We start from the raw sequence: 18458 nt of genomic DNA on the forward strand, positions 1-18458 counted from the left end.
AGGGTGGCCTCGAACGGGGGTTCCAAGCGGCCCTCGCGCTACGGAGACCGCCATGTCCAGCACCGTGTCGTACGCCCAAGGCCAGGCCCTGCAGGTCCTGTCGTTCGAGGTTGGCGCCCAGACCTATTGCGTTCCCGTCAGCGCCGTTCGCGAGATCCGCGGCGTCACCCCGCCGACCCCGCTGCCCGAGGCTCCGCCTTATGTGCGCGGCGTCATCAACCTGCGTGGCCAGGTCATGCCGGTCATCGACCTGTCGTGGCGCCTGGGCAAGGGCGCGGCGGAAGACGGCCCGCGCCAGGTGATCATCGTGGTCGAGAACCAGAACGACGTCGCCGGCCTGCTGGTCGACGCCGTCTGCGACAGCTTCACCGTCGAGGCCGAGCACATCAACGCGCCGCCGGCCCTGGGCGATGGCGAAGACTCCCCGCTGGTGTCGGCCGTGATCACCTCCGGCGAAGGCGACATGACGGTCCTTCTGGCCGTCAGCCGCATCCTGCCGGAACGCCAACAGGCGATGATGGCGGCGGCCTAAGCCGCTTTGCCGACCACGCTCGTCGCGACCTCAGCGATCAGCGCCCTCAGCCAGCGGTGCGCCGGATCCTGCCGATAACGCACGTGCCAGCCCATCTGCACCGGGAAAGTCCCCAGGTCGACGGGCGCTGACAGCACCTTCAGCCGGGGATCCCGCATCAGGTGGCGGCAGATCAGGCTGGGCAGGGTCGCGCAATAGTCCGTGGCCGCGACCATCTCCGGCACCGCCAGGAAATGGGTGACCGACACCGCCACTTCGCGCCGCAGTCCTCTCTGATCCAGCGCCTGGAACAGGCCCGTCCGCATGCGGCCCGGCGGCAGCACGTTGACGTGCTTGAGTCGCTCGTACTGTTCGCGCGAGATCGCCTCGCCGATCTCCGGATGGTCTGCCCGCACCACGCAGGCCAGGCCCTCGTCCATCAGGTGCTGCACAACCAGATTGTCCGGCGGGTCGACGATGCGCCCCAGCACCATCGCCGTGTCGCCCGACATCACCCCCGTCTCGGTCAGGTCGTTGCCGAACGGCATGAGCCGCAGCTTGATCCCCGGCGCCCGCTCGCGCAGCCGCGCCACGATCGCCGGGGCCAGCACGAACTCGACATAGCTGTTGGGCGCGATCGTGAAGAGCCGCTGGGCCCGCGCGGGATCGAAGTCCTGCTGGCCCAGGATCGCGTCGTCCAGCCGGGCCAGCGCCGCGGCGATCACGGGGGCCAACTCCTCGGCCATCTGGGTGGGCCGTACGCCGTAGCGCTCACGGATGAACAACGGGTCGCGCATCGTCACGCGCAGGCGCGCCAGGGCGTTGGACAGGGCCGGCTGGGTGATCCCCAGGCGCTGGGCGGCGCGGGTCACGCTGCGCTCCTCCATTAGGGCCACGAAGATCGGCAGGAGATTGAGGTCGTACCGCATTAGATATCACTTTGATGGATATCTAAAATCACATCAATAAAGTTCTGAAATACATGGTCCGAGCGCATGTTTGGCCTGTCCCGAGAGGACGCCAACCACCGGCTCAGGAGGCCATCATGTCTAAGGGCAAAGTTCTCATCATCGGCTCGAACGCCACCCGGATCGAAGTCCGTGGCGGCACGGGCGCCACCGGCCAATATCTGAACGAAACCGTCGTGCCGGCCATGGCGCTGGTCGCCGCTGGCTACGAGATCGTGCTGGCCACGCCGAATGGCACGAAGCCGCATATCGATCCGGCCTCGGACAGCGCCGACCACTTCGACAGCGACCAGGGCGCCTATGAGCGGGCCAAGGCCTTCTACGAGAGCGATCCGGCGATGAACCGGCCGCGCACCCTGCGCTCGGTGATCGGCGAGGGCCTGGACAGCTTCGCCGGTGTGTTCGTGCCCGGCGGCCAGGCGCCCGGCGTGGACCTGATGCAGGACGCCGAGACCGGCCTGATCCTGCGCCACTTCCACGAACGCGGTCAGCCGACGGCCCTGCTGTGCCACGGCCCGATCGCCATCGCCTCGGCCATGGAGAACGCGGTCGAATTCCGCGCCGCCTTGATCGCCGGCGACACCGCCAAGGCCGCCGACCTGGCCAAGGGCTGGCAATATGCCGGATACAACATGACCATCTTCTCCAACACCGAGGAGAAGGTCGTCGAGGACCACATCCTGCACGACAAGCTCTATTTCACCGTGGCCGACGCCTTGGAGATCGCGGGCGGCAAGGTCATCACCAACCCGGTCGATTTCGAGCCGAACGTGATCGAGGACCGCGAGCTGATCACCGGCCAGAACCCCCGGTCGGACCACCCCCTGGCCGCGACACTGATCGCCGCGCTCGACCGGTCGCTGGTGGCGGCCTAATCCCTGACAGCCTGGGCGGTCGGTCGCACCGGCCGCCCGGTCTCTGAACGAGGAACTTGAACGATGTCGAACACCGTGAAGATCGTGGCCATCCTAACCGCCCGTCCGGGCAAGGCCGAAGCGCTGTGGACCCTGCTCTCCGGCATGGTCGCCCCCAGCCGCGCCGAGCCGGGCAATCTGCGCTGGGACATCTGGCGCGACCAGGCCGACGCCACGCGCTTCGTGCTGGACGAGCTGTACATCGACAACGCCGCCGTGGCCGCCCACCGCCAGACGCCGCACTTCCAGGACTATTTCGCCCGGATCAACGACCTGGCCGAGCGCACCGCCCTGGTCGCCGATCCTATCGAGGTCGCCTGACACCCTCTCCAAACATTTGTTCGAATTTCCTCTTCCGCTGCCCCCTCGCCGAACGCTAGTCTCCCCACAAATTTACGGGAGAGACGCATGAAGGCCGCTGTTCTGCGCGAGGTGGGCAAGCCCCTCGAGATCGAGACCGTGGCCATCGGCAAGCCCGGCCCGCGCGAGGTGCTGATCCGCACGAAGGCGGCCGGCGTCTGCCACTCCGACCTGCACTTCGTCGAAGGCTCCTACAGCCACCCCCTGCCCGCGGTGCTGGGTCACGAGAGCGCCGGGATCGTCGAGGCGGTCGGCAGCGAGGTCCGCACCGTGAAGGTCGGCGACCACGTCATCACCTGCCTCAACCCCTATTGCGGCCACTGCGAGGTCTGCCTGACCGGGCACATGAACCTGTGCATCAGCCCGGAGACCAAGCGCCCCAAGGGCGGCGAGCCACGCCTGTTCAAAGAGGATCTCGGGGGAGAACGCGGCCCGATGGCCCAGTTCCTCAATCTGTCTTCCTTCGCCGAGATGATGCTGGTGCACGAGCACGCCTGCGTGGCGATCCGTAAGGACATGCCGTTCGACCGCGCCGCCCTGATCGGCTGCTCGGTCATGACCGGGGTCGGGGCGGTGATGCACACCTCCAACGTCCGGCCGGGCGAGACCGTGGCGGTGATCGGCTGCGGTGGCGTGGGCCTGGCCACCATCAACGGCGCGGCGATCGCCGGCGCGGGCCGGATCATCGCCATCGACCGCTTCGCCTCCAAGCTGGAGCTGGCCAAGACCTTCGGCGCGACCGACGTGATCGACGCCTCGGCGGTCGACGACATCGCCAAGGCCGTGGTCGAGCTGACCGGCGGCGGCGTCCACCACAGCTTCGAGGCCATCGGCCTGAAGGCCACGGCGGAAGCCTCGTTCAAGATGCTGCGCCGGGGCGGCACGGCCAATGTGATCGGCATGATCCCGGTCGGCGTCAAGATCGAGCTGCACGGCGTCGACTTCCTGGGCGAGCGCCGGATCCAGGGCAGCTACATGGGCTCAAACCGCTTCCCGGTCGACATGCCGCGACTGGTGGACTTCTACATGAACGGCAAGCTGAAGCTGGACGAACTGATCTCGCGGCGGATCAGGCTGGAGGACGTGAACAGCGCGTTCGACGAGCTGAAGCGCGGCGAGCTGGCGCGGTCAGTGATCGTGTTTGATTGATCGCCCAAAAGCGTCTGGTCTAGTCCAGTTGTCACATCACTGACCAGACAGGCGTGTTAGCTCCGACGCAGTTTCATCGGAGCCTCGCCATGCCCCAGCTCGACCGCCGCGCCCTGCTCGCCGCCATCGGCGCGATGGCCTTGCCGCCGGCCCTGGCCAAGGCGGCGGCCATCGACGCCGACGTGCGCACCGGCACCATCAAGGACGTCGAGCACGTGGTGATCCTGATGCAGGAGAACCGCAGCTTCGATCACTACTTCGGGACGCTGGCCGGAGTGCGCGGCTTCGGCGACCGCTTCCCCGCGCCCGTCCGTGACAAGGGTTCTCGCAAGGGCGCCTCGGTCTTCACCCAAGCCTACAAGGACCAGCTGCTGGCGCCGTTCCCGCTGGAGACCACCAAGACCTTCGCCCACATGCGGGTCGAGAGCACGCCGCACAGCTGGACCAACGCCCAGGACGCCTGGGACCAGGGCCGCATGGATCGCTGGCCGGACTCCAAGGAGCCGTGGTCGATGGGCTATTTCGAGCGGGCCGACATCCCGTTCCAGTTCGCCCTGGCCGAGACCTTCACCCTCTGCGACGCGTATCACTGCTCGACCCAGACCGGCACCAACACCAACCGCCTGTTCCTGTGGACCGGGACCAACGACCCGTCCGGAACGCAGGGCGGACCGTCGATCTCGAACTCACACGACAACTTCGCCGAACAGGGCGGAGCGGCGGAGTCCTACACCTGGACCACCTATCCAGAGCGACTGTTGAAGGCCGGCGTCTCCTGGCGGATCTACCAGGACATGGCCGACAACTTCACCGACAACCCACTGGCCGGCTTCAAGGTCTATCGTGACGCCTACAAGGACGTGCCGGGCTCGGACAAGCGCCTGAAGGACCTGGCGCTGTCGACCTGGCATCTGGACAAGCTGCGCGAGGACGTCGTCGCCGGCCGCCTGCCGCAGGTGTCGTGGATCATCGCCCCGGCCGCCGACTCCGAGCACCCCAGCCCCTCCAGCCCGGCTCAGGGCGCTGACTACACCGCCCGGGTGATCGACGCCCTGACCGCCGATCCCAAGGTCTGGGCGCGGACGGTGCTGATCGTGAATTTCGATGAGAACGACGGCTTCTTCGACCACATGCCGCCGCCGTCGCCACCGTCGAAGGATGCGGACGGCAAGCTGATCGGCGGCTCGACCATCGACCTGGCCGGCATGCACCACACGGTGCGCAACCCGACCGAGGCCAAGGCCGAGCGCGACGACCTGATGAACCGGCCCTACGGTCTGGGGCCGCGCGTGCCGCTGTACGCGATCTCTCCCTGGAGCCGGGGCGGTTGGGCCAATAGCCAGGTCTTCGACCACACCTCGGTGATCCGTTTTCTGGAGACGCGTTTCGGCGTGCAGGAGCCGAACATCGCGCCGTGGCGGCGGGCGGTGTGCGGCGACCTGACCTCGTGCTTCGATTTCAGGACGCCGAACCACAAGCCGTTCGCCCCGCTGCCGTCAGTGGCCGAGACCGCCGCCCGGGCGGCCAAGCTGCCGGAGACCAAGCCACCGACGCCGACCACGATGGTCGCCCCGGTGCAGGATAAGGGGACCCGCCCCTCGCGCGCCCTGCCCTACGCCCTGGCCGTGGACGGACGGGTCAAGGATGGAGCCATGACGCTGAGCTTCGCCAACAGCGGCGCGCAGGCGGCGGTGATCCATGTCTACGACCAGTTGCGGCTGGACGCGGTTCCGCGCCGCTACACGGTCGGTCCCAAGGCTTGGCTGGAAGACGTCTGGCCGGCCGGCGCCCACGACCTGTGGGTGCTGGGCCCGAACGGTTTCCATCGCCGCTTCGCCGGCGCGCTGGCGGGCGTGGAGGTCACCGCGCGCGCCGACGGCGATCGGGTGCTTTTGACCCTGAGCAACACCGGCCGCGAACCGCGCATCCTCTCCGTCGACGGCGCCGCGCCCTGGCGCGTCACGCTGAAGGGCGCCGGCGCGACGCAGGCGCGGGCCTTCGCCACCAGACAGGGCTGGTACGACCTGACCATCCGCCGCGACGACGACCCGACCTGGGTGCGGCGCCTGGCCGGACGGGTGGAGACCGGCAAGGACTCGATCAGCGATCCGCTGATGGGCGGGACGGCTATGCTGACGCTCTAACCCGCGCCGCGTTAGGGTGGCGGCGAACCCAAGGATTCGCCCCATGCTCCGTCCCTCTCCGCTCGCCCTGGCCGTCGCGCTGATCGCCCTGCCCGCCTCGGCCGCGACCGATCCGGCCAAGCTGGTCGTGTCGCCCGCGTTCAAGAAGGCCGTGGCCAAGCTGGACGCGGACTATGACCGCACGGTCGCCGACATCGTGACCCTGACCGAGATCCCGGCCCCGCCGTTCAAGGAAGAGGCCCGCGCGAAGGCCTATCTGGAGATGTTGAAGGCCCACGGCCTGTCCAATGTCGAGATGGACGCCGAGGGCAATGTCATGGGCGTAAGGCCCGGTACGGCGACCAAGGGCAAGGGCCCGTTCGTGGTCATCGCCGCCCATCTCGACACCGTCTTCCCCGAAGGCACGGACGTGAAGGTCAAGCGCGAGGGAACCAGACTGATGGCCCCCGGCGTCGGCGACGACACCCGCGCCCTGGCCACCCTGCTGGCCTATTTGCGCGCCCTGGACGCGGCGGGCGTCAAGACCAAGGCCGACATCCTGGTCGTCGGAAATGTCGGCGAGGAAGGCCCCGGCGACCTGCGCGGCACGCGGTTCCTGTTCAACAAGGGCCCCTACAAGGGCCGGATCACCGCCTTCTTCTCGATGGACGGCTCGGACCCGTCGCGGATCGTCGACAAGGGCGTCGGCTCCAAGCGTTATCGGGTGACCTTCAAGGGCCCTGGCGGCCATAGCTATGGCGCGTTCGGCATCGTCAATCCGATGGCGGCCATGGCCCGGGCGGTGACCGACCTCTACGCCGTCGAGACGCCGAAAGCGCCCAAGACCACCTATTCGGCCAGCGTCACCGGCGGCGGCACTTCGGTGAACTCGATCCCGAACTCAGTGTTCATGGAGTTCGACATGCGCTCGGAAAGCGCCGCCGAATTGGCCAAGCTGGACCAGACCCTGGTCGGCATCCTCGACAAGGCCGACGCCGCCGAGAACGCCGCCCGCGACACCCGTGACGGCAAGGTCAGCTACGAGGCCAAGGTGATCGGCGAGCGGCCGGCGGGGAATACGCCGCGGACGTCCGAGATCGTGAAGCTGACGGCCGGCGCGATCACCGCCTTGGGCTTTTCGCCACAGCACGAAGACAGCTCGACCGACAGCAACGTGCCAATGAGCCTTGGCATCCCCGCCGTCACCATCGGCGCGGGCGGCAAGGCCGGCCGCGCCCACGCCTTGGACGAATGGATCGACGTCGAGAAGGCCTCGAGCCTGAAGGGCATGCAGGTGGGCCTGGCGACGCTGTTGGCCGTGGCCGGAGTCGACTAGGCGCGGGCCCTGGGCTTGCGCGTCACCAGCCAGATCCCGGCGCACACCAGCGCCAGGGCGGCGGCGTTCTTCCACGCCAGCACCGGCTCGTGCAGGAACACCGCCGACAGCAGAACCCCGAACACCGGGATCAGGAAGTTGAACACGGCCAGCATGCCGACAGGGTTGTGCTTGATCAGCAGGCTCCACAGCGCGAAAGCCGCCGCCGACAACGCGGCCATATAGGCCAGCAGGGTCACGGAGCGGATGTCGAAGCCGGAGAGATGGCCGCCCGCGACCGCGCCGATCGCCAGCAGCACGCTTCCGCCGATGGCCAACTGCCAGCCGGTCATCACCATCGGGTCGACTTTCCGCGAGATGCTCTTGCCCCAGATCGAGGCGGCGGCCAGCACGAAGGCCGCGGCGACCACGAAGCCCTCGCCCAGCAGGCTGAACTCGAAGTCCAGGCCTCCAAAACCCCTTGGGCCGCCCAGATTCACGGCCAGAACGCCGGCGAAGCCCAGCAGGCAGCCGACGGCCTTGCGCGAGGTCAGGCGGTCGTCCTTGAACAGGAAGTGGGCCAGGATTACGCCGAAGAACGCGCCGGTGGCGTTCATGATCGACGACTTCACGCCGGTGGCGTGGGCCAGGCCGACATAGAAGAACACGTACTGCACCGTGGTCTGGAACAGGCCGAGGCCAATCACCCGTCCGACTTGGTCACGCGGCAGGGCGACCGGCTTGCGGTTCAGCAGCGCCAGCACCAGCAGGATCAGCCCGGCCGCCAGAAACCGCCAACCGGCGAACAGAAGCTGACTGGCCGTGTCGGTCTTGGCCACGCTAAGCAGGGCGTAGCCGATCTTCACCGCCGGAAAGGCGCTGCCCCAAAGCAGGCAACACAGCACCGCCATGCCGATGACGAAACGCCGATCCCGATAGAGACTGTCGCCATGGAGGTCGGCGGAGGAACTGGACAAACGCACTCTCGGCAGCAGGATCAAGCGTTGCTTCTAGGGCCAGGCGGCCCGCGCTTCAATCGCCACGCCTATGGCTGGAAATATTCATCACCCATCCATAAATAACGATGTTATACAACTCACATTTGTCCAGAAACTGGGAGACTTTTTGACGCATCGGACAAGTCTTAAGCGAAATCCCCCTAGGGTTGTTCACGCCCCGCAAGCTTCGCTGATATCCGTGTTTTGTCTGAGTGCTTCGGCGCCAAGACTTTTCGGCGCCAGCTAGGATTTCGGCCGCGATGACCCAGACGACTGCTCACGAGACGCTCGCCGAGGACGTCAGCGCGTTCTTCGACGTCTCGCTGGACCTGTTGATCATTCGCGACATCGAAGGCCGCGTCCTGAAGGCCAGCCGCTCGTGGCAAACCACGCTGGGCCATCGCCCCGAGGACATGGAAGGCCTGAAGCTGCTGCGCCTTGTCCATCCCGAGGACATGCCCGGCACGCTCAGCAGCGTGATCGAGGTCGAGAACCGGAAGGACGGCGATCCGGTCCTGGGCTACATCAACCGTTACCGGCACGCCGACGGTCATTACCTGACCCTGGAATGGCGCGCCCAACGCAATGGCGACCGCATCTACGGCGTGGCGCGGGACGTCACGCAGCGGGTGGCGGCCGAGCGGGCCCTGGTCGAGGCCAAGGCCGCGGCCGAGGCGGCCAATCGCGCCAAGACCGACTTTCTCGCGAACATCAGCCACGAGATCCGCACCCCGCTGAACGGCGTCATCGGCATCGTCGACGCGCTGGCCCGCACGCCCATGAGCGCCGACCAGGCCGAGATGGTCGGACTGATCCGCGACTCCGGCGCGACCCTGGAGCGGCTGGTGTCCGACTTCCTGGATGTCGCCAAGATCGAGGCCGGCCAACTCCAGCTGGAAGAGCAGCCCTTCGACCTGGACCAGGCCCTGCGCCCCTGCATCGAGGTCATGCGCCATCGGGCCGAGGAGAAGGGGCTGGCCTTCCAAGTGGTCGGCGCGGCCGACGGTCGCTACCTCGGCGACGGCACGCGGATCGGCCAGGTGGTCGGCAACCTGCTGTCGAACGCCATCAAGTTCACGCAGACCGGCGGCGTCACCCTGCGCATCGCGGCCGAGGACTCTAGCCTGACCCTTGAGATCACCGACACCGGCATCGGCTTCGACGCCGAGCACGCCGCCAGCCTTTTCGCCCGCTTTCACCAGGCCGACGCGTCGATCAGCCGCCGGTTCGGCGGCACGGGCCTGGGCCTGTCGATCTGTCACTCGCTGGTCGCCATAATGGGCGGGGAGATCTCGGCCACCTCGACGCTGGGCGTCGGCAGCCGTTTCGTCGTCTCACTGCCCCTGCCCAGCGTTGGGGGCGCTGAAGGGGTCCCCGGGACCCCCGCCGAGCCTCCAGAGTTCACGGACTCGCCCCTGCGGGTGCTGCTGGTCGAGGACCACCCGACCAATCAGCGCGTCGCCCAGCTGATCCTGGCCACCCAGGGCGCGGAGGTCGTCACGGTCGGCGACGGCCTGGACGCCATCGACGCCTTCAAGGCCGGGACCTTCGACGTGGTGCTGATGGACATGCAGATGCCGCGCATGGATGGGCTGGAAGCCACCCGCGCGATCCGGGTGCTGGAGGTCGAAACCGGCGCGGCGCGCACCCCGATCATCATGCTCAGCGCCAACGCCTGACCGGCCACCGCGAACAGACCCTGGCGGCCGGAGCGGACCTGCACGTCTCCAAGCCGATCACCGCCGCCAATCTGCTGGCGGGGATCCAGGCGGCGATGGGCAAAAGCGCGCTAGGCGAAGTGTGAGCGGTTCGCCGCCCGCGCGCGGTTAGGGGAAGGACGCCTAGCGCAGCTTGACCTTGTCCAGATCCGTCGCGGCCAGCTTGGGCGTGTCCTCGCCGCTGACGGCTTCGCCGCCGGCGGCCAGCATGCGGTCGATGCGCGACTTCTGCGACTTGAACGAGGCCAGTTCCGAGCCGGCCAGGATGGTGCCTTGCGGGACCTTCGCCCCGATCGGATTGACCCGCTGGCCCTTCAGCCAGACCTCGTAATGCAGGTGCGGGCCAGTCGCCAGGCCGGTCGAGCCGACATAGGCCACGACCTGGCCCTGGCGTACGCGCGTGCCGGCGCGGATGCCGGGGGCGTAGCGTGAGATGTGGCCATAGCCAGTGTCCCACTGGCCGGAGTGGCGGATGCGCAGCCAGTTGCCGTAACCGCTCCAGCGGCGCGCTTCCAGGACCACGCCGTCGCCGGCGGCCAGGATCGGGGTGCCGGTGCCGGCCCCGAAGTCGACGCCCTTGTGGGCGCGGGTATAGCCGAGAACCGGGTGGCGGCGCGTGCCGAACACCGAGGTGATGCGAGCGCCATCCACTGGGGTGCGCAGCAGGAAGCCTTTGATGTTCTTTCCGAACTCGTCGAAGAACTGGCTCTTGCCGTCGCTGTCGCCCCTGCGGTCGAAGGCGTAGAATTTCTGGCCCTTGACCTCGGCGTATTCGAGATCGCCGGCCTCGATGGTGCGGCCGCTCTCGGTGACCTTTCGGTCGAACACCAGGCAGAACCGGTCACCCTCGTGAATGTCGCGCGAGAAGTCGATCTTGTGCGAGAACAGCTTGGCGGCCTGGCTGATGATCGCCGGCGTGCCGCCGACATTGGCCACGCTCTCGTAGAACGAGCCGTTCATCTCGCCGCAGGCGACCTTCTGCTCGTCGCGGACCTTTTCCTCCAGCTCGCGCAGGCGCATGGCGCCGTCGAAGGTGCGCGAGACGGTCAGGGTCGAGGACGGGCTGGCCCGCATGGACAGGCCAATCAGGCGGGCCGGCCCGCGCTGGCCGCGACGCTGGGCGATGGCGGCCTCGAAGGCCATGCCGGCCTTGATGTTCACGGTGTCGATGGCGCCTTGCAGGGTCGCGACGACCGCTTGCGCGTCCTCGGGAGCCACGCCGGCGCGCTGCACGGCGCCTTGCAGGGTCTCGCCCGGACGCACCTTGACGGCGACGTTCTCGGGACGCTCGAAGCCGGGCTGGGCCTCGGCGCTGGCGAAGGCCACGTGCTGCAGGGCGACCAGGGCGGCCGGATCCAGGGCGGCCTTCTCCGTACCCGGAGTCTTGGCGTCGTCGGCGGTCAGCTTCCAGCCCAGGCTCAGCGCGGCCAAGCCGGCGACCGCGGTGAAAACTCTCGGCGCCCAGCGCGTTGCGCTGCGTCGCGGATCAAATTCCTGCATCGTGCCCCCGTCGGTTCGATGCCGCGCAAGTCAAAATGACACGGCTGGGTAGCCCCCCAGCAATCGTCGGGCCGGAACATGCTCAGGCGCGCTCTTGACCGCAAGGACTATTCGGCGCTTCGGTCGTTTTGTCACGGCATGGTTAACGCCGGTTAAGGCCCGGAAGCGCAACCATATGATGGGTAAAAGAAAACGCCCACCGTTACCGATGGGCGTTTTGGGTACGCGGTACTTGTACGCTTACGAACTCACGAGACCTTAAGCGGCGTTGACCTGCTCGTTCGGGTCGCGCAGCACGTAGCCGCGGCCCCAGACCGTCTCGATGTGGTGCTTGCCGTGCGCCGAAGCGGCCAGCTTCTTGCGCAGCTTGCAGATGAACACGTCGATGATCTTCAGCTCGGGCTCGTCCATGCCGCCGTACAGGTGGTTCAGGAACATTTCCTTGGTCAGGGTCGTGCCCTTACGCAGGGAGAGCAGCTCGAGCATCTGGTACTCTTTGCCGGTCAGGTGAACGCGGTTGCCGTTCACTTCGACCGTCTTGGCGTCCAGATTGACGATGATGTCGCCGGTCTTGATGACCGATTGCGCGTGACCCTTCGAACGACGGACCACCGCATGGATGCGGGCGATCATCTCGTCCTTGTGGAACGGCTTGGTCATATAGTCGTCGGCGCCGCCCGAGAAGGTCTTCACCTTCGTATCGATCTCCGACGAACCCGACAGGATCATGATCGGCGTGTTGATCTTCGCGACCCGCAGGGTGCGCAGAACATCGATGCCGCTCATGTCAGGAAGATTGAGGTCGAGCAGAATGAGGTCGTAGTCGTAGATCTTACCCAGATCCACGCCTTCCTCACCCAGATCCGTCGTATAGACGTTGAAGCCTTCAGACTTCAGCATCAGTTCGATGGTCTGCGCCGTCGCGCTGTCATCCTCGATCAACAGTACGCGCATGAGCCCCTCCACGCCAAATCTGGCGTATTCGAACGTCTTAAGGCGGAACCCCGCCGGAAAACCCTTCGGTCACTTTGCCGGAGAGTTAATTTAAGACTGGTTAATGGTGAATGTTTCCGTTGGTCGAATGGTTAATCTGATTTGCGAATCGGGTGCAAGCGGCCGGCGGCCCCTTGGTCACATTGGTCGCACGCGTCGCAGGGGGCCCGTCTGACGCTGCTATTAACCAATGCAAATCCCTTAAATCCGTGCCCTGATAGCGGTCCGAACGTCGTTACGCCGTTAAGGCGGAGCTACCTCGCTGTTCGCTCTTGAGGCGAGATTGCGGCGTTCCGTCGCGGGAAATTGAACGCCATGCTCGCGCTTCGCGAGCGACCAAAGGATGGTGGAAGCTTGACCATTCTGGGCGCCCCGCGACGCCCCGCCGCGGGGCTCAAGCCGGATTTTCTTCGGCCAGCCAGCCCGCCGCCCGCAGCTTGGCCACCGAGGCGCGGCTGACGGGGGCGGTTTCGCCGTCGACGAGCCTCAGACGCAGGTTGCGGCCGTCGCGCTCGACGCCCTGGATCGCCCGCCGGGCCACCCACCACGAACGATGCACCCGCAGTCCCTCGACGCCGGACAGCCCCGCCGTCACGCGGCCCAACGGTCCCATCTCCAGGCGCGAGCCGTGCTCGGTGCGGATCCGGACGTAGTGATCCTCCATCCTCAGATAAAGCACCGCGCCCGGATCGGTGACCGGCGTTGAGGCTTCGACAGGCTCCAGCCCCTCGCGCGCGGGCATGTGCGCACGTGAGCGCACGCGGATGAAGTAGTAGGCCAGCACGATCGGCGTCGTGATCGCCAGGCACTGGCCGTACCACTCGAGCGGCGGCACGGCCCGGTCGATCTGCGGCCAGATGGCGATCGCGACCGCGCGCAGCGGCATCCCTTGTACGGCGCTGCCGACCAGGACCACCGGCGGGATTATCGCCCAGTCCGGCGCGCCGAGTCGTTGCGCGCCCGCCGCCGCCAGTCGCGTGACGACCCCGAAGAACACCATGCCGCTGGAGACGGTCCCGATCCAATAGGCGATCCGCAGCGGCGGGTTGTCGTTGAAGAAGCTGCCGAACGGCCCCATCAGCCCCAGGAGCAGGCCGATCCCCACGCCCACGGCCAGGTCTATCGCCCATTCTCGGGCGCTCCCAAGAAGCGGTGGATTCGCGGCGGTCATGCTTGAGGTATAGCGACCGTTCGCCCGGTCGCGAACCCATTCGCCCATTCGCGCAGGAGCGCTGGCGGCAGCGGAAACCCGGCTTCACAGCGAGGTCTTCATCACTCGCTGAAGGACCACCATGTCGCTCCGCGCCCTCCTCGCCGCCGCCTTCATGACGGCCGCCGCGGCCTCGCCAGCCCTCGCATCCAACGCCGGTTTCATGGTGTTGCAGGAGCCCCGCCCGAACGCGCCGCCGGTCGAGGTCGGGGTCTGGTATCCCACCGAGGCCAAGCCGGCCTTCATGGCGCTGGGCGGTTGGGGCCATACCGTGGCGGCCGGCGCGCCGATCGTCGGCGAGCATCTGCCGCTGATCGTCATGTCACACGGCAATGGCGGCTTCTTCGGCGGTCATGCCGACACCGCCCAGGCGCTGGCCGAGGCCGGCTTCGTGGTCGCCGCCCTCACCCATCCGGGCGACAACTACAAGGACCAGAGCCGCGCCACCGCGATGGCCGATCGCCCGGCCGCCCTGTCGGACCTGATCGGCTGGATGCTGGACGCCTCGCCCCTCAAGACGAAGATCGATCCCGACAAGGTCGGGGCATTCGGCTTCTCGTCCGGCGGCTTCACCGTGCTGGCGGCGGCCGGCGGCGAGCCCGACATCGGCAAGGTGCCCAGTCACTGCAAGGTCCATCCTAGCAACTACGACTGCAAGCTGACCGCCAGCCACCCGATCCCGGCCGACGTCCTGACGGCCAAGTGGACGCATGACGCCCGCATCAAGGCCGTGGTCTCGGCCGCCCCCGCCTTGGGCTTCACGTTCGGAACCGACGGGCTGAAGGGGATCAAGGTCCCGCTGCAGCTGTGGAAGGCCAGCGACGACGAGGTGCTGCCCGGCGACAACTATGCCGAGTTCGTGCATCGCAATCTCGGGCGGCCGCACGACTATCACGTCGTGCAAGGCGCGCGGCACTTCGACTTCCTGACGCCCTGCGCCAACACCAAGGGCGTGGAGATCCTGTGCGCCAGCGCGCCCGGCTTCGACCGCGTCGCCTTCCACCGCGACTTCAACACGGCGGTCACGCGGTTCTTCACCGACCAATTGGTCGCACCGGTGAAGTCGCCTCCTGGACCGTAATTTCACACCTGGTTAACCACGATCATCGAGTCTGCGCGGGTCACTTCGGGAGCTGTCTTGCGTAGCCTCATCGCCGCCGTCGAACGTATCGATCCGCTGACCATCTACGGCCGCGTCGCCGCCGTGAACGGTCTGCTGATCGAGGTCCGTGGCGGCCTGACCCGGCTGTCGGTAGGGGCCCGCGTCGAGATCGAGCGCCTGGGCCAGAAGCCCCTGCCAGCCGAGGTGGTGGGCTTCCGCGAAACCCGCGCCCTGCTGATGCCGTTCGGTCCCGTCGAGGGCGTTGGCCCGGGCGCGGAGATCCGCATCGTGCCGGAAGGCGCGGTCGTCCGCCCGACCAAGGCGTGGCTGGGCCGCATCATCAACGCCTTCGGCGAACCGATCGACGGTCTCGGCCCCTTGCCCCAAGGCGAGGTTCCTTATCCGCTGAAGACCTCGCCGCCGCCGGCTCACGCCCGCGGCCGGGTGGGTGAGCGCCTGGACCTGGGCGTGCGCTCGATGAACGTCTTCACCACCACCTGCCGGGGCCAGCGGCTGGGCATCTTCGCCGGCTCGGGCGTCGGCAAGTCGGTGCTGCTGTCGATGCTGGCCAAAGAGGCCACCTGCGACGCCGTCGTCGTCGGCCTGATCGGCGAGCGGGGCCGCGAAGTCCGCGAGTTCGTGGAAGAGACCCTGGGCGAGGAAGGCCTGCGGCGCGCCGTCGTCGTGGTCGCCACCTCCGACGAGCCCGCCCTGACCCGCCGTCAGGCCGCGTACATGACGCTGGCGATCAGTGAATATATGCGCGACCAAGACCAGGAAGTCCTGTGCCTGATGGACTCCGTCACCCGCTTCGCCATGGCCCAGCGCGAGATCGGCCTGGCCGCCGGCGAGCCTCCGACCACCAAGGGCTACACGCCCACCGTCTTCACCGAGCTGCCCAAGCTGCTGGAGCGGGCAGGACCAGGCCCGATCCGCGCCGACGGCACCACGGCCGCTCCCATCACCGCCCTCTTCACCGTGCTGGTGGACGGCGACGACCACAACGAGCCGATCGCCGACGCCACGCGCGGTATCCTGGACGGCCACATCGTCATGGAGCGCGCCATCGCCGAGCGCGGCCGCTTTCCCGCCATCAATGTGCTGAAGTCGATCAGCCGGACCATGCCGGGCTGCCAACACCCGCACGAGCGCGACATCGTCAAGGGCGCGCGCCAGGTGATGGCCGCCTACGCCAACATGGAAGAACTGATCCGCATCGGCGCCTATCGCGCCGGGGCCGACCCGACGGTCGACCGCGCGATCCGCCTAAATCCCGCGATCGAGGCTTTCCTCAGCCAAGATAAGGAAGAAGCAACGTCTCTGGACGACTCTTTCGGCTACCTGGGGCAGATCCTGCAAAGTGAGTACTGATGACCAAGTGGGCCGCCTCGCTGATCCGGATCTCCAACCACGAGGTCGAGACGCTGCAAAAGCGCCTCGCCGAGATCACCGAACGCCGCATGGCGGCTGAGCTTCGCATCACCATGCTGGACGCCGAGGCCGAGGCCGAGGCCAAGAACGCCGAGGGTGACGCCGCCGCCGGCTGGTACATGATCGGCTATCGCGAAGGCCACAAGCGCCGAAAGGCCGACATGCTGGTCCAGATCGAGCAGTGCCAGGCCGAAGAGATCGGCGCCCGCGACGCCCTGTCCGAGGCCTTCGAGAACCTCAAGAAGTACGAGCACGTCGCCGAGCAGGCCAAGGTGCTGGCCGCCAAGAAGCTGGGCGCCTTCGAGTCCGCTCAGATGGACGAGCTGAGCATCCGCCGCGCCGCCATGGCCGGGCGCTAGGCGTGCGGCGGCTCACGCGCCGCTCCGCGATCGCCTCGGCGCTCGCCCTCTCCGCCTGCGGCCAAGGGGCCAAGAGCCAGCCGGCGCTTGCGCCGATCCCACCGCTGCGGACCCTGACCGCGTTTCCCATCGGTTGCTGCGTGCAGGAACGCTGGCTGCACGCGCCCGACTATCTCGACCTGCTGGCCGAGCAGTTCTCCCAACTCACGGCCGAGTGGGAGATGAAGATGGAATACATCCTGCGCGAGGACGGGGGCTTCCAGTTCGACCGGCCCGACAGCATCGCCTCGTTCGCCAAGGCGCGTGACATGGCCCTGCACGGCCACTCCCTGGTCTGGTTCGCCAACGAACCCGACGCCTTCAAGCGCCTGGACGGCAGTGGCAAACCCTTCGCCGACGCCTATCGCAACTACATCCTGGCGGTCGCCGGACGCTATAAGGGCGCGGCCCGCAGCTGGGACGTGGTCAACGAGCCAATCACCGACGACGGCGAGCGCCCGCGCGAGAGCCTGTGGTCACGCAATCTGGGCTCGGACGACCACATCGCCCTCGCCCTGGAGCACGCCCGCGAGGCCGATCCGCACGCGGTGCTGTTCCTCAACGACTACCATCTGGAACTGAAGCCCAACAAACGCGCGACCTTCATGCGGCTGATCGAGCGCCTGCTGAAGCGCGGCGCGCCGCTGGGCGGGATCGGGACCCAGACCCACATCGACTACGACCTGCCGGCCGGCGCGGTCGACGCCGCGCTCAAGGACCTGGCCAGCTTCGGCCTGCCGATCCATCTGTCGGAATTGGATATCTCGCTGGGCGACCACTACGTCCCGGCCCTCCCCGGCGACCGGGTCAAGCGCCAGATCGCCAAGTACACGGAAGTGGCCGAGGCCTTCATGGCCCTCCCCGCCCGCCAGCGCTTCGCCTTCACCGTCTGGGGCCTGCGCGACAGCGACACCTGGCTGCGCGGCGACTCCGGCCAACGTCCGACCGATCAACCGCTGCTGTTCGACGAGGCCGGCGAGGCGAAGGCGACGTGTCGGGCTCTGGCGGATGTGTTCGCGCGGCGGGTTTAAAACCAGCCGGTTCGCTCATACGAGCCCAGGAAGTGGCGGCAGACAAAGCCTACATTCAGCAGCTCGAAAAGCCCTCAGCGAACCAGATCCTGTAATGAGTGCGAAAAAGTGGATTCTGCCGCTCGAAAGCGCATCGCGGCACGCATTATCTCGGTTTCGTCGTTCAAATCTGGGCCCGCGAGGAACTGCTGTGCGGTGTTCATAAGCACTTCCATCGCAGCTTTGATACTGACAGCTTGAGTATAGAGAACTGCGCTGGGCCAGCGTTCGATTGCCATCTCTAGGTATCGGTCCAGAGCTCGCTGTTGGTTCCAATCGAAAGTTCTCCGCTGCCTGGATACCTCCATGCGATCGCTGTCTGCCATTGCGTCGGCAAGTCCGTCATAGGCTTTCAGGGCAAGGGCGATCGCTTGACCGATACCCCTGATCAAATCGCGGCGCTCGTCGCGCTGTAAGCGAGCCTGAGCCTCAGTGGCGTGGTGCGCAGCCCATATTGCCGCGCCGACCGCGAATAGAGATCCAACCGCCTGGCCCCAAGCTGCCCAGTCTTTGTTTTGGCCTCCAAGGATCTTTGTGAGGGCCACGCACCAAGCCGTGACCAACACCATGGCCATTACGGCCAACAGAATCGCCGTCCATCTCATAAAGTGCAGCTTCTCACAGCCAGCCTCCCCGTCCAGTGACCAAGCTCACGCTGTGCGTCCCCCTTAACGAAACACCGACCTTTGCGGCGCATA

Annotated in this window: 17 protein-coding genes; 11 read left to right on the top strand and 6 right to left on the bottom strand. The window is 67.0% G+C overall.

Translation table 11 applies throughout. The features are described 5' to 3' along the window. Nucleotides 1-52 precede the first annotated feature (52 nt). Entirely contained in the window at nt 53-532 is a 480-nt protein-coding gene (locus ACW173_RS02390; RefSeq protein WP_492083299.1) for a chemotaxis protein CheW, read from the top strand. Here the strand turns inward: ACW173_RS02390 and ACW173_RS02395 are convergent. Then, entirely contained in the window at nt 529-1440 is a 912-nt protein-coding gene (locus ACW173_RS02395; protein ID WP_492083300.1) for a LysR family transcriptional regulator, read from the bottom strand. The genes ACW173_RS02390 and ACW173_RS02395 overlap by 4 nt on opposite strands. Before the next feature lie 116 nt (nt 1441-1556). Here ACW173_RS02395 and ACW173_RS02400 point away from each other — a divergent pair, with 116 nt between their 5' ends. The 5 genes from ACW173_RS02400 (at nt 1557) to ACW173_RS02420 (ending at nt 7361) form a co-directional block, all read left to right on the top strand. Next, nucleotides 1557-2354: a type 1 glutamine amidotransferase domain-containing protein gene (locus ACW173_RS02400; protein WP_492083301.1), complete on the top strand. Its 798-nt coding sequence runs from the start codon at nt 1557-1559 to the stop codon at nt 2352-2354. Between the two features lie 63 nt (nt 2355-2417). Beyond that, complete coding sequence (locus ACW173_RS02405) at nt 2418-2714, top strand: putative quinol monooxygenase (protein WP_492083302.1); 297 nt, start codon at nt 2418-2420, stop codon at nt 2712-2714. 87 nt (nt 2715-2801) lie between these two features. Next, nucleotides 2802-3902, top strand: coding sequence for a Zn-dependent alcohol dehydrogenase (locus ACW173_RS02410; protein ID WP_492083303.1), 1101 nt, complete (start codon nt 2802-2804; stop codon nt 3900-3902). A gap of 89 nt (nt 3903-3991) precedes the next feature. Next, the gene (locus ACW173_RS02415; protein WP_492083304.1) at nt 3992-6046 is read left to right on the top strand and encodes a phosphocholine-specific phospholipase C; all 2055 of its coding nucleotides are present in this window, start codon (nt 3992-3994) and stop codon (nt 6044-6046) included. Between the two features lie 43 nt (nt 6047-6089). After that, on the top strand, nt 6090-7361 hold the full coding sequence (locus ACW173_RS02420; protein ID WP_492083305.1) for a M20/M25/M40 family metallo-hydrolase: 1272 nt from the start codon (nt 6090-6092) through the stop codon (nt 7359-7361). Here ACW173_RS02420 and ACW173_RS02425 read toward each other — a convergent pair. After that, entirely contained in the window at nt 7358-8251 is an 894-nt protein-coding gene (locus ACW173_RS02425; protein WP_492085869.1) for a DMT family transporter, read from the bottom strand. The two genes, ACW173_RS02420 and ACW173_RS02425, sit on opposite strands and share 4 nt — an antisense overlap. 347 nt (nt 8252-8598) lie before the next feature. Between ACW173_RS02425 and ACW173_RS02430 the strand changes: the two genes are divergently transcribed. Then, nucleotides 8599-10017 carry an ATP-binding protein gene (locus tag ACW173_RS02430; RefSeq protein ID WP_492083306.1) on the top strand — a complete coding sequence of 473 codons (1419 nt, stop codon included), beginning with the start codon at nt 8599-8601 and terminating at the stop codon, nt 10015-10017. 162 nt (nt 10018-10179) lie between these two features. Here the strand turns inward: ACW173_RS02430 and ACW173_RS02435 are convergent, their stop codons facing one another. The 3 genes from ACW173_RS02435 to ACW173_RS02445 form a co-directional block, all read right to left on the bottom strand. Further along, a complete protein-coding gene (locus tag ACW173_RS02435; RefSeq protein WP_492083307.1) occupies nt 10180-11556 on the bottom strand; it encodes a M23 family metallopeptidase in 1377 nt (458 codons plus the stop codon). A 258-nt stretch (nt 11557-11814) separates the two neighbouring features. Next, nucleotides 11815-12510 (bottom strand): response regulator transcription factor CtrA, encoded by a 696-nt coding sequence (gene ctrA / locus ACW173_RS02440; protein ID WP_047407858.1) that lies wholly within the window; start codon nt 12508-12510, stop codon nt 11815-11817. A gap of 433 nt (nt 12511-12943) precedes the next feature. Then, nucleotides 12944-13720: a LytTR family DNA-binding domain-containing protein gene (locus ACW173_RS02445; RefSeq protein ID WP_492083309.1), complete on the bottom strand. Its 777-nt coding sequence runs from the start codon at nt 13718-13720 to the stop codon at nt 12944-12946. 121 nt (nt 13721-13841) lie between these two features. Between ACW173_RS02445 and ACW173_RS02450 the strand changes: the two genes are divergently transcribed. The 4 genes from ACW173_RS02450 to ACW173_RS02465 are packed head-to-tail and all read left to right on the top strand — an operon-like array spanning nt 13842 to nt 17721. Further along, on the top strand, nt 13842-14840 hold the full coding sequence (locus tag ACW173_RS02450) for an alpha/beta hydrolase family protein (RefSeq protein WP_492083310.1): 999 nt from the start codon (nt 13842-13844) through the stop codon (nt 14838-14840). 57 nt (nt 14841-14897) lie between these two features. After that, entirely contained in the window at nt 14898-16232 is a 1335-nt protein-coding gene (gene fliI, locus ACW173_RS02455; RefSeq protein ID WP_492083311.1) for a flagellar protein export ATPase FliI, read from the top strand. Further along, on the top strand, nt 16232-16651 hold the full coding sequence (locus tag ACW173_RS02460) for a flagellar export protein FliJ (RefSeq protein ID WP_492083312.1): 420 nt from the start codon (nt 16232-16234) through the stop codon (nt 16649-16651). The genes fliI and ACW173_RS02460 overlap by 1 nt, the downstream gene beginning before the upstream one ends. Before the next feature lie 2 nt (nt 16652-16653). Next, nucleotides 16654-17721: an endo-1,4-beta-xylanase gene (locus tag ACW173_RS02465; RefSeq protein WP_492083313.1), complete on the top strand. Its 1068-nt coding sequence runs from the start codon at nt 16654-16656 to the stop codon at nt 17719-17721. 74 nt (nt 17722-17795) lie between these two features. Here the strand turns inward: ACW173_RS02465 and ACW173_RS02470 are convergent, their stop codons facing one another. Next, nucleotides 17796-18344, bottom strand: a complete 549-nt coding sequence (locus ACW173_RS02470) for a hypothetical protein (RefSeq protein WP_492083314.1) — start codon at nt 18342-18344, stop codon at nt 17796-17798. Between the last annotated feature and the right edge of the window lie 114 nt (nt 18345-18458).

The sequence above is a fragment of the Caulobacter sp. ALps2 genome (assembly GCF_058681635.1).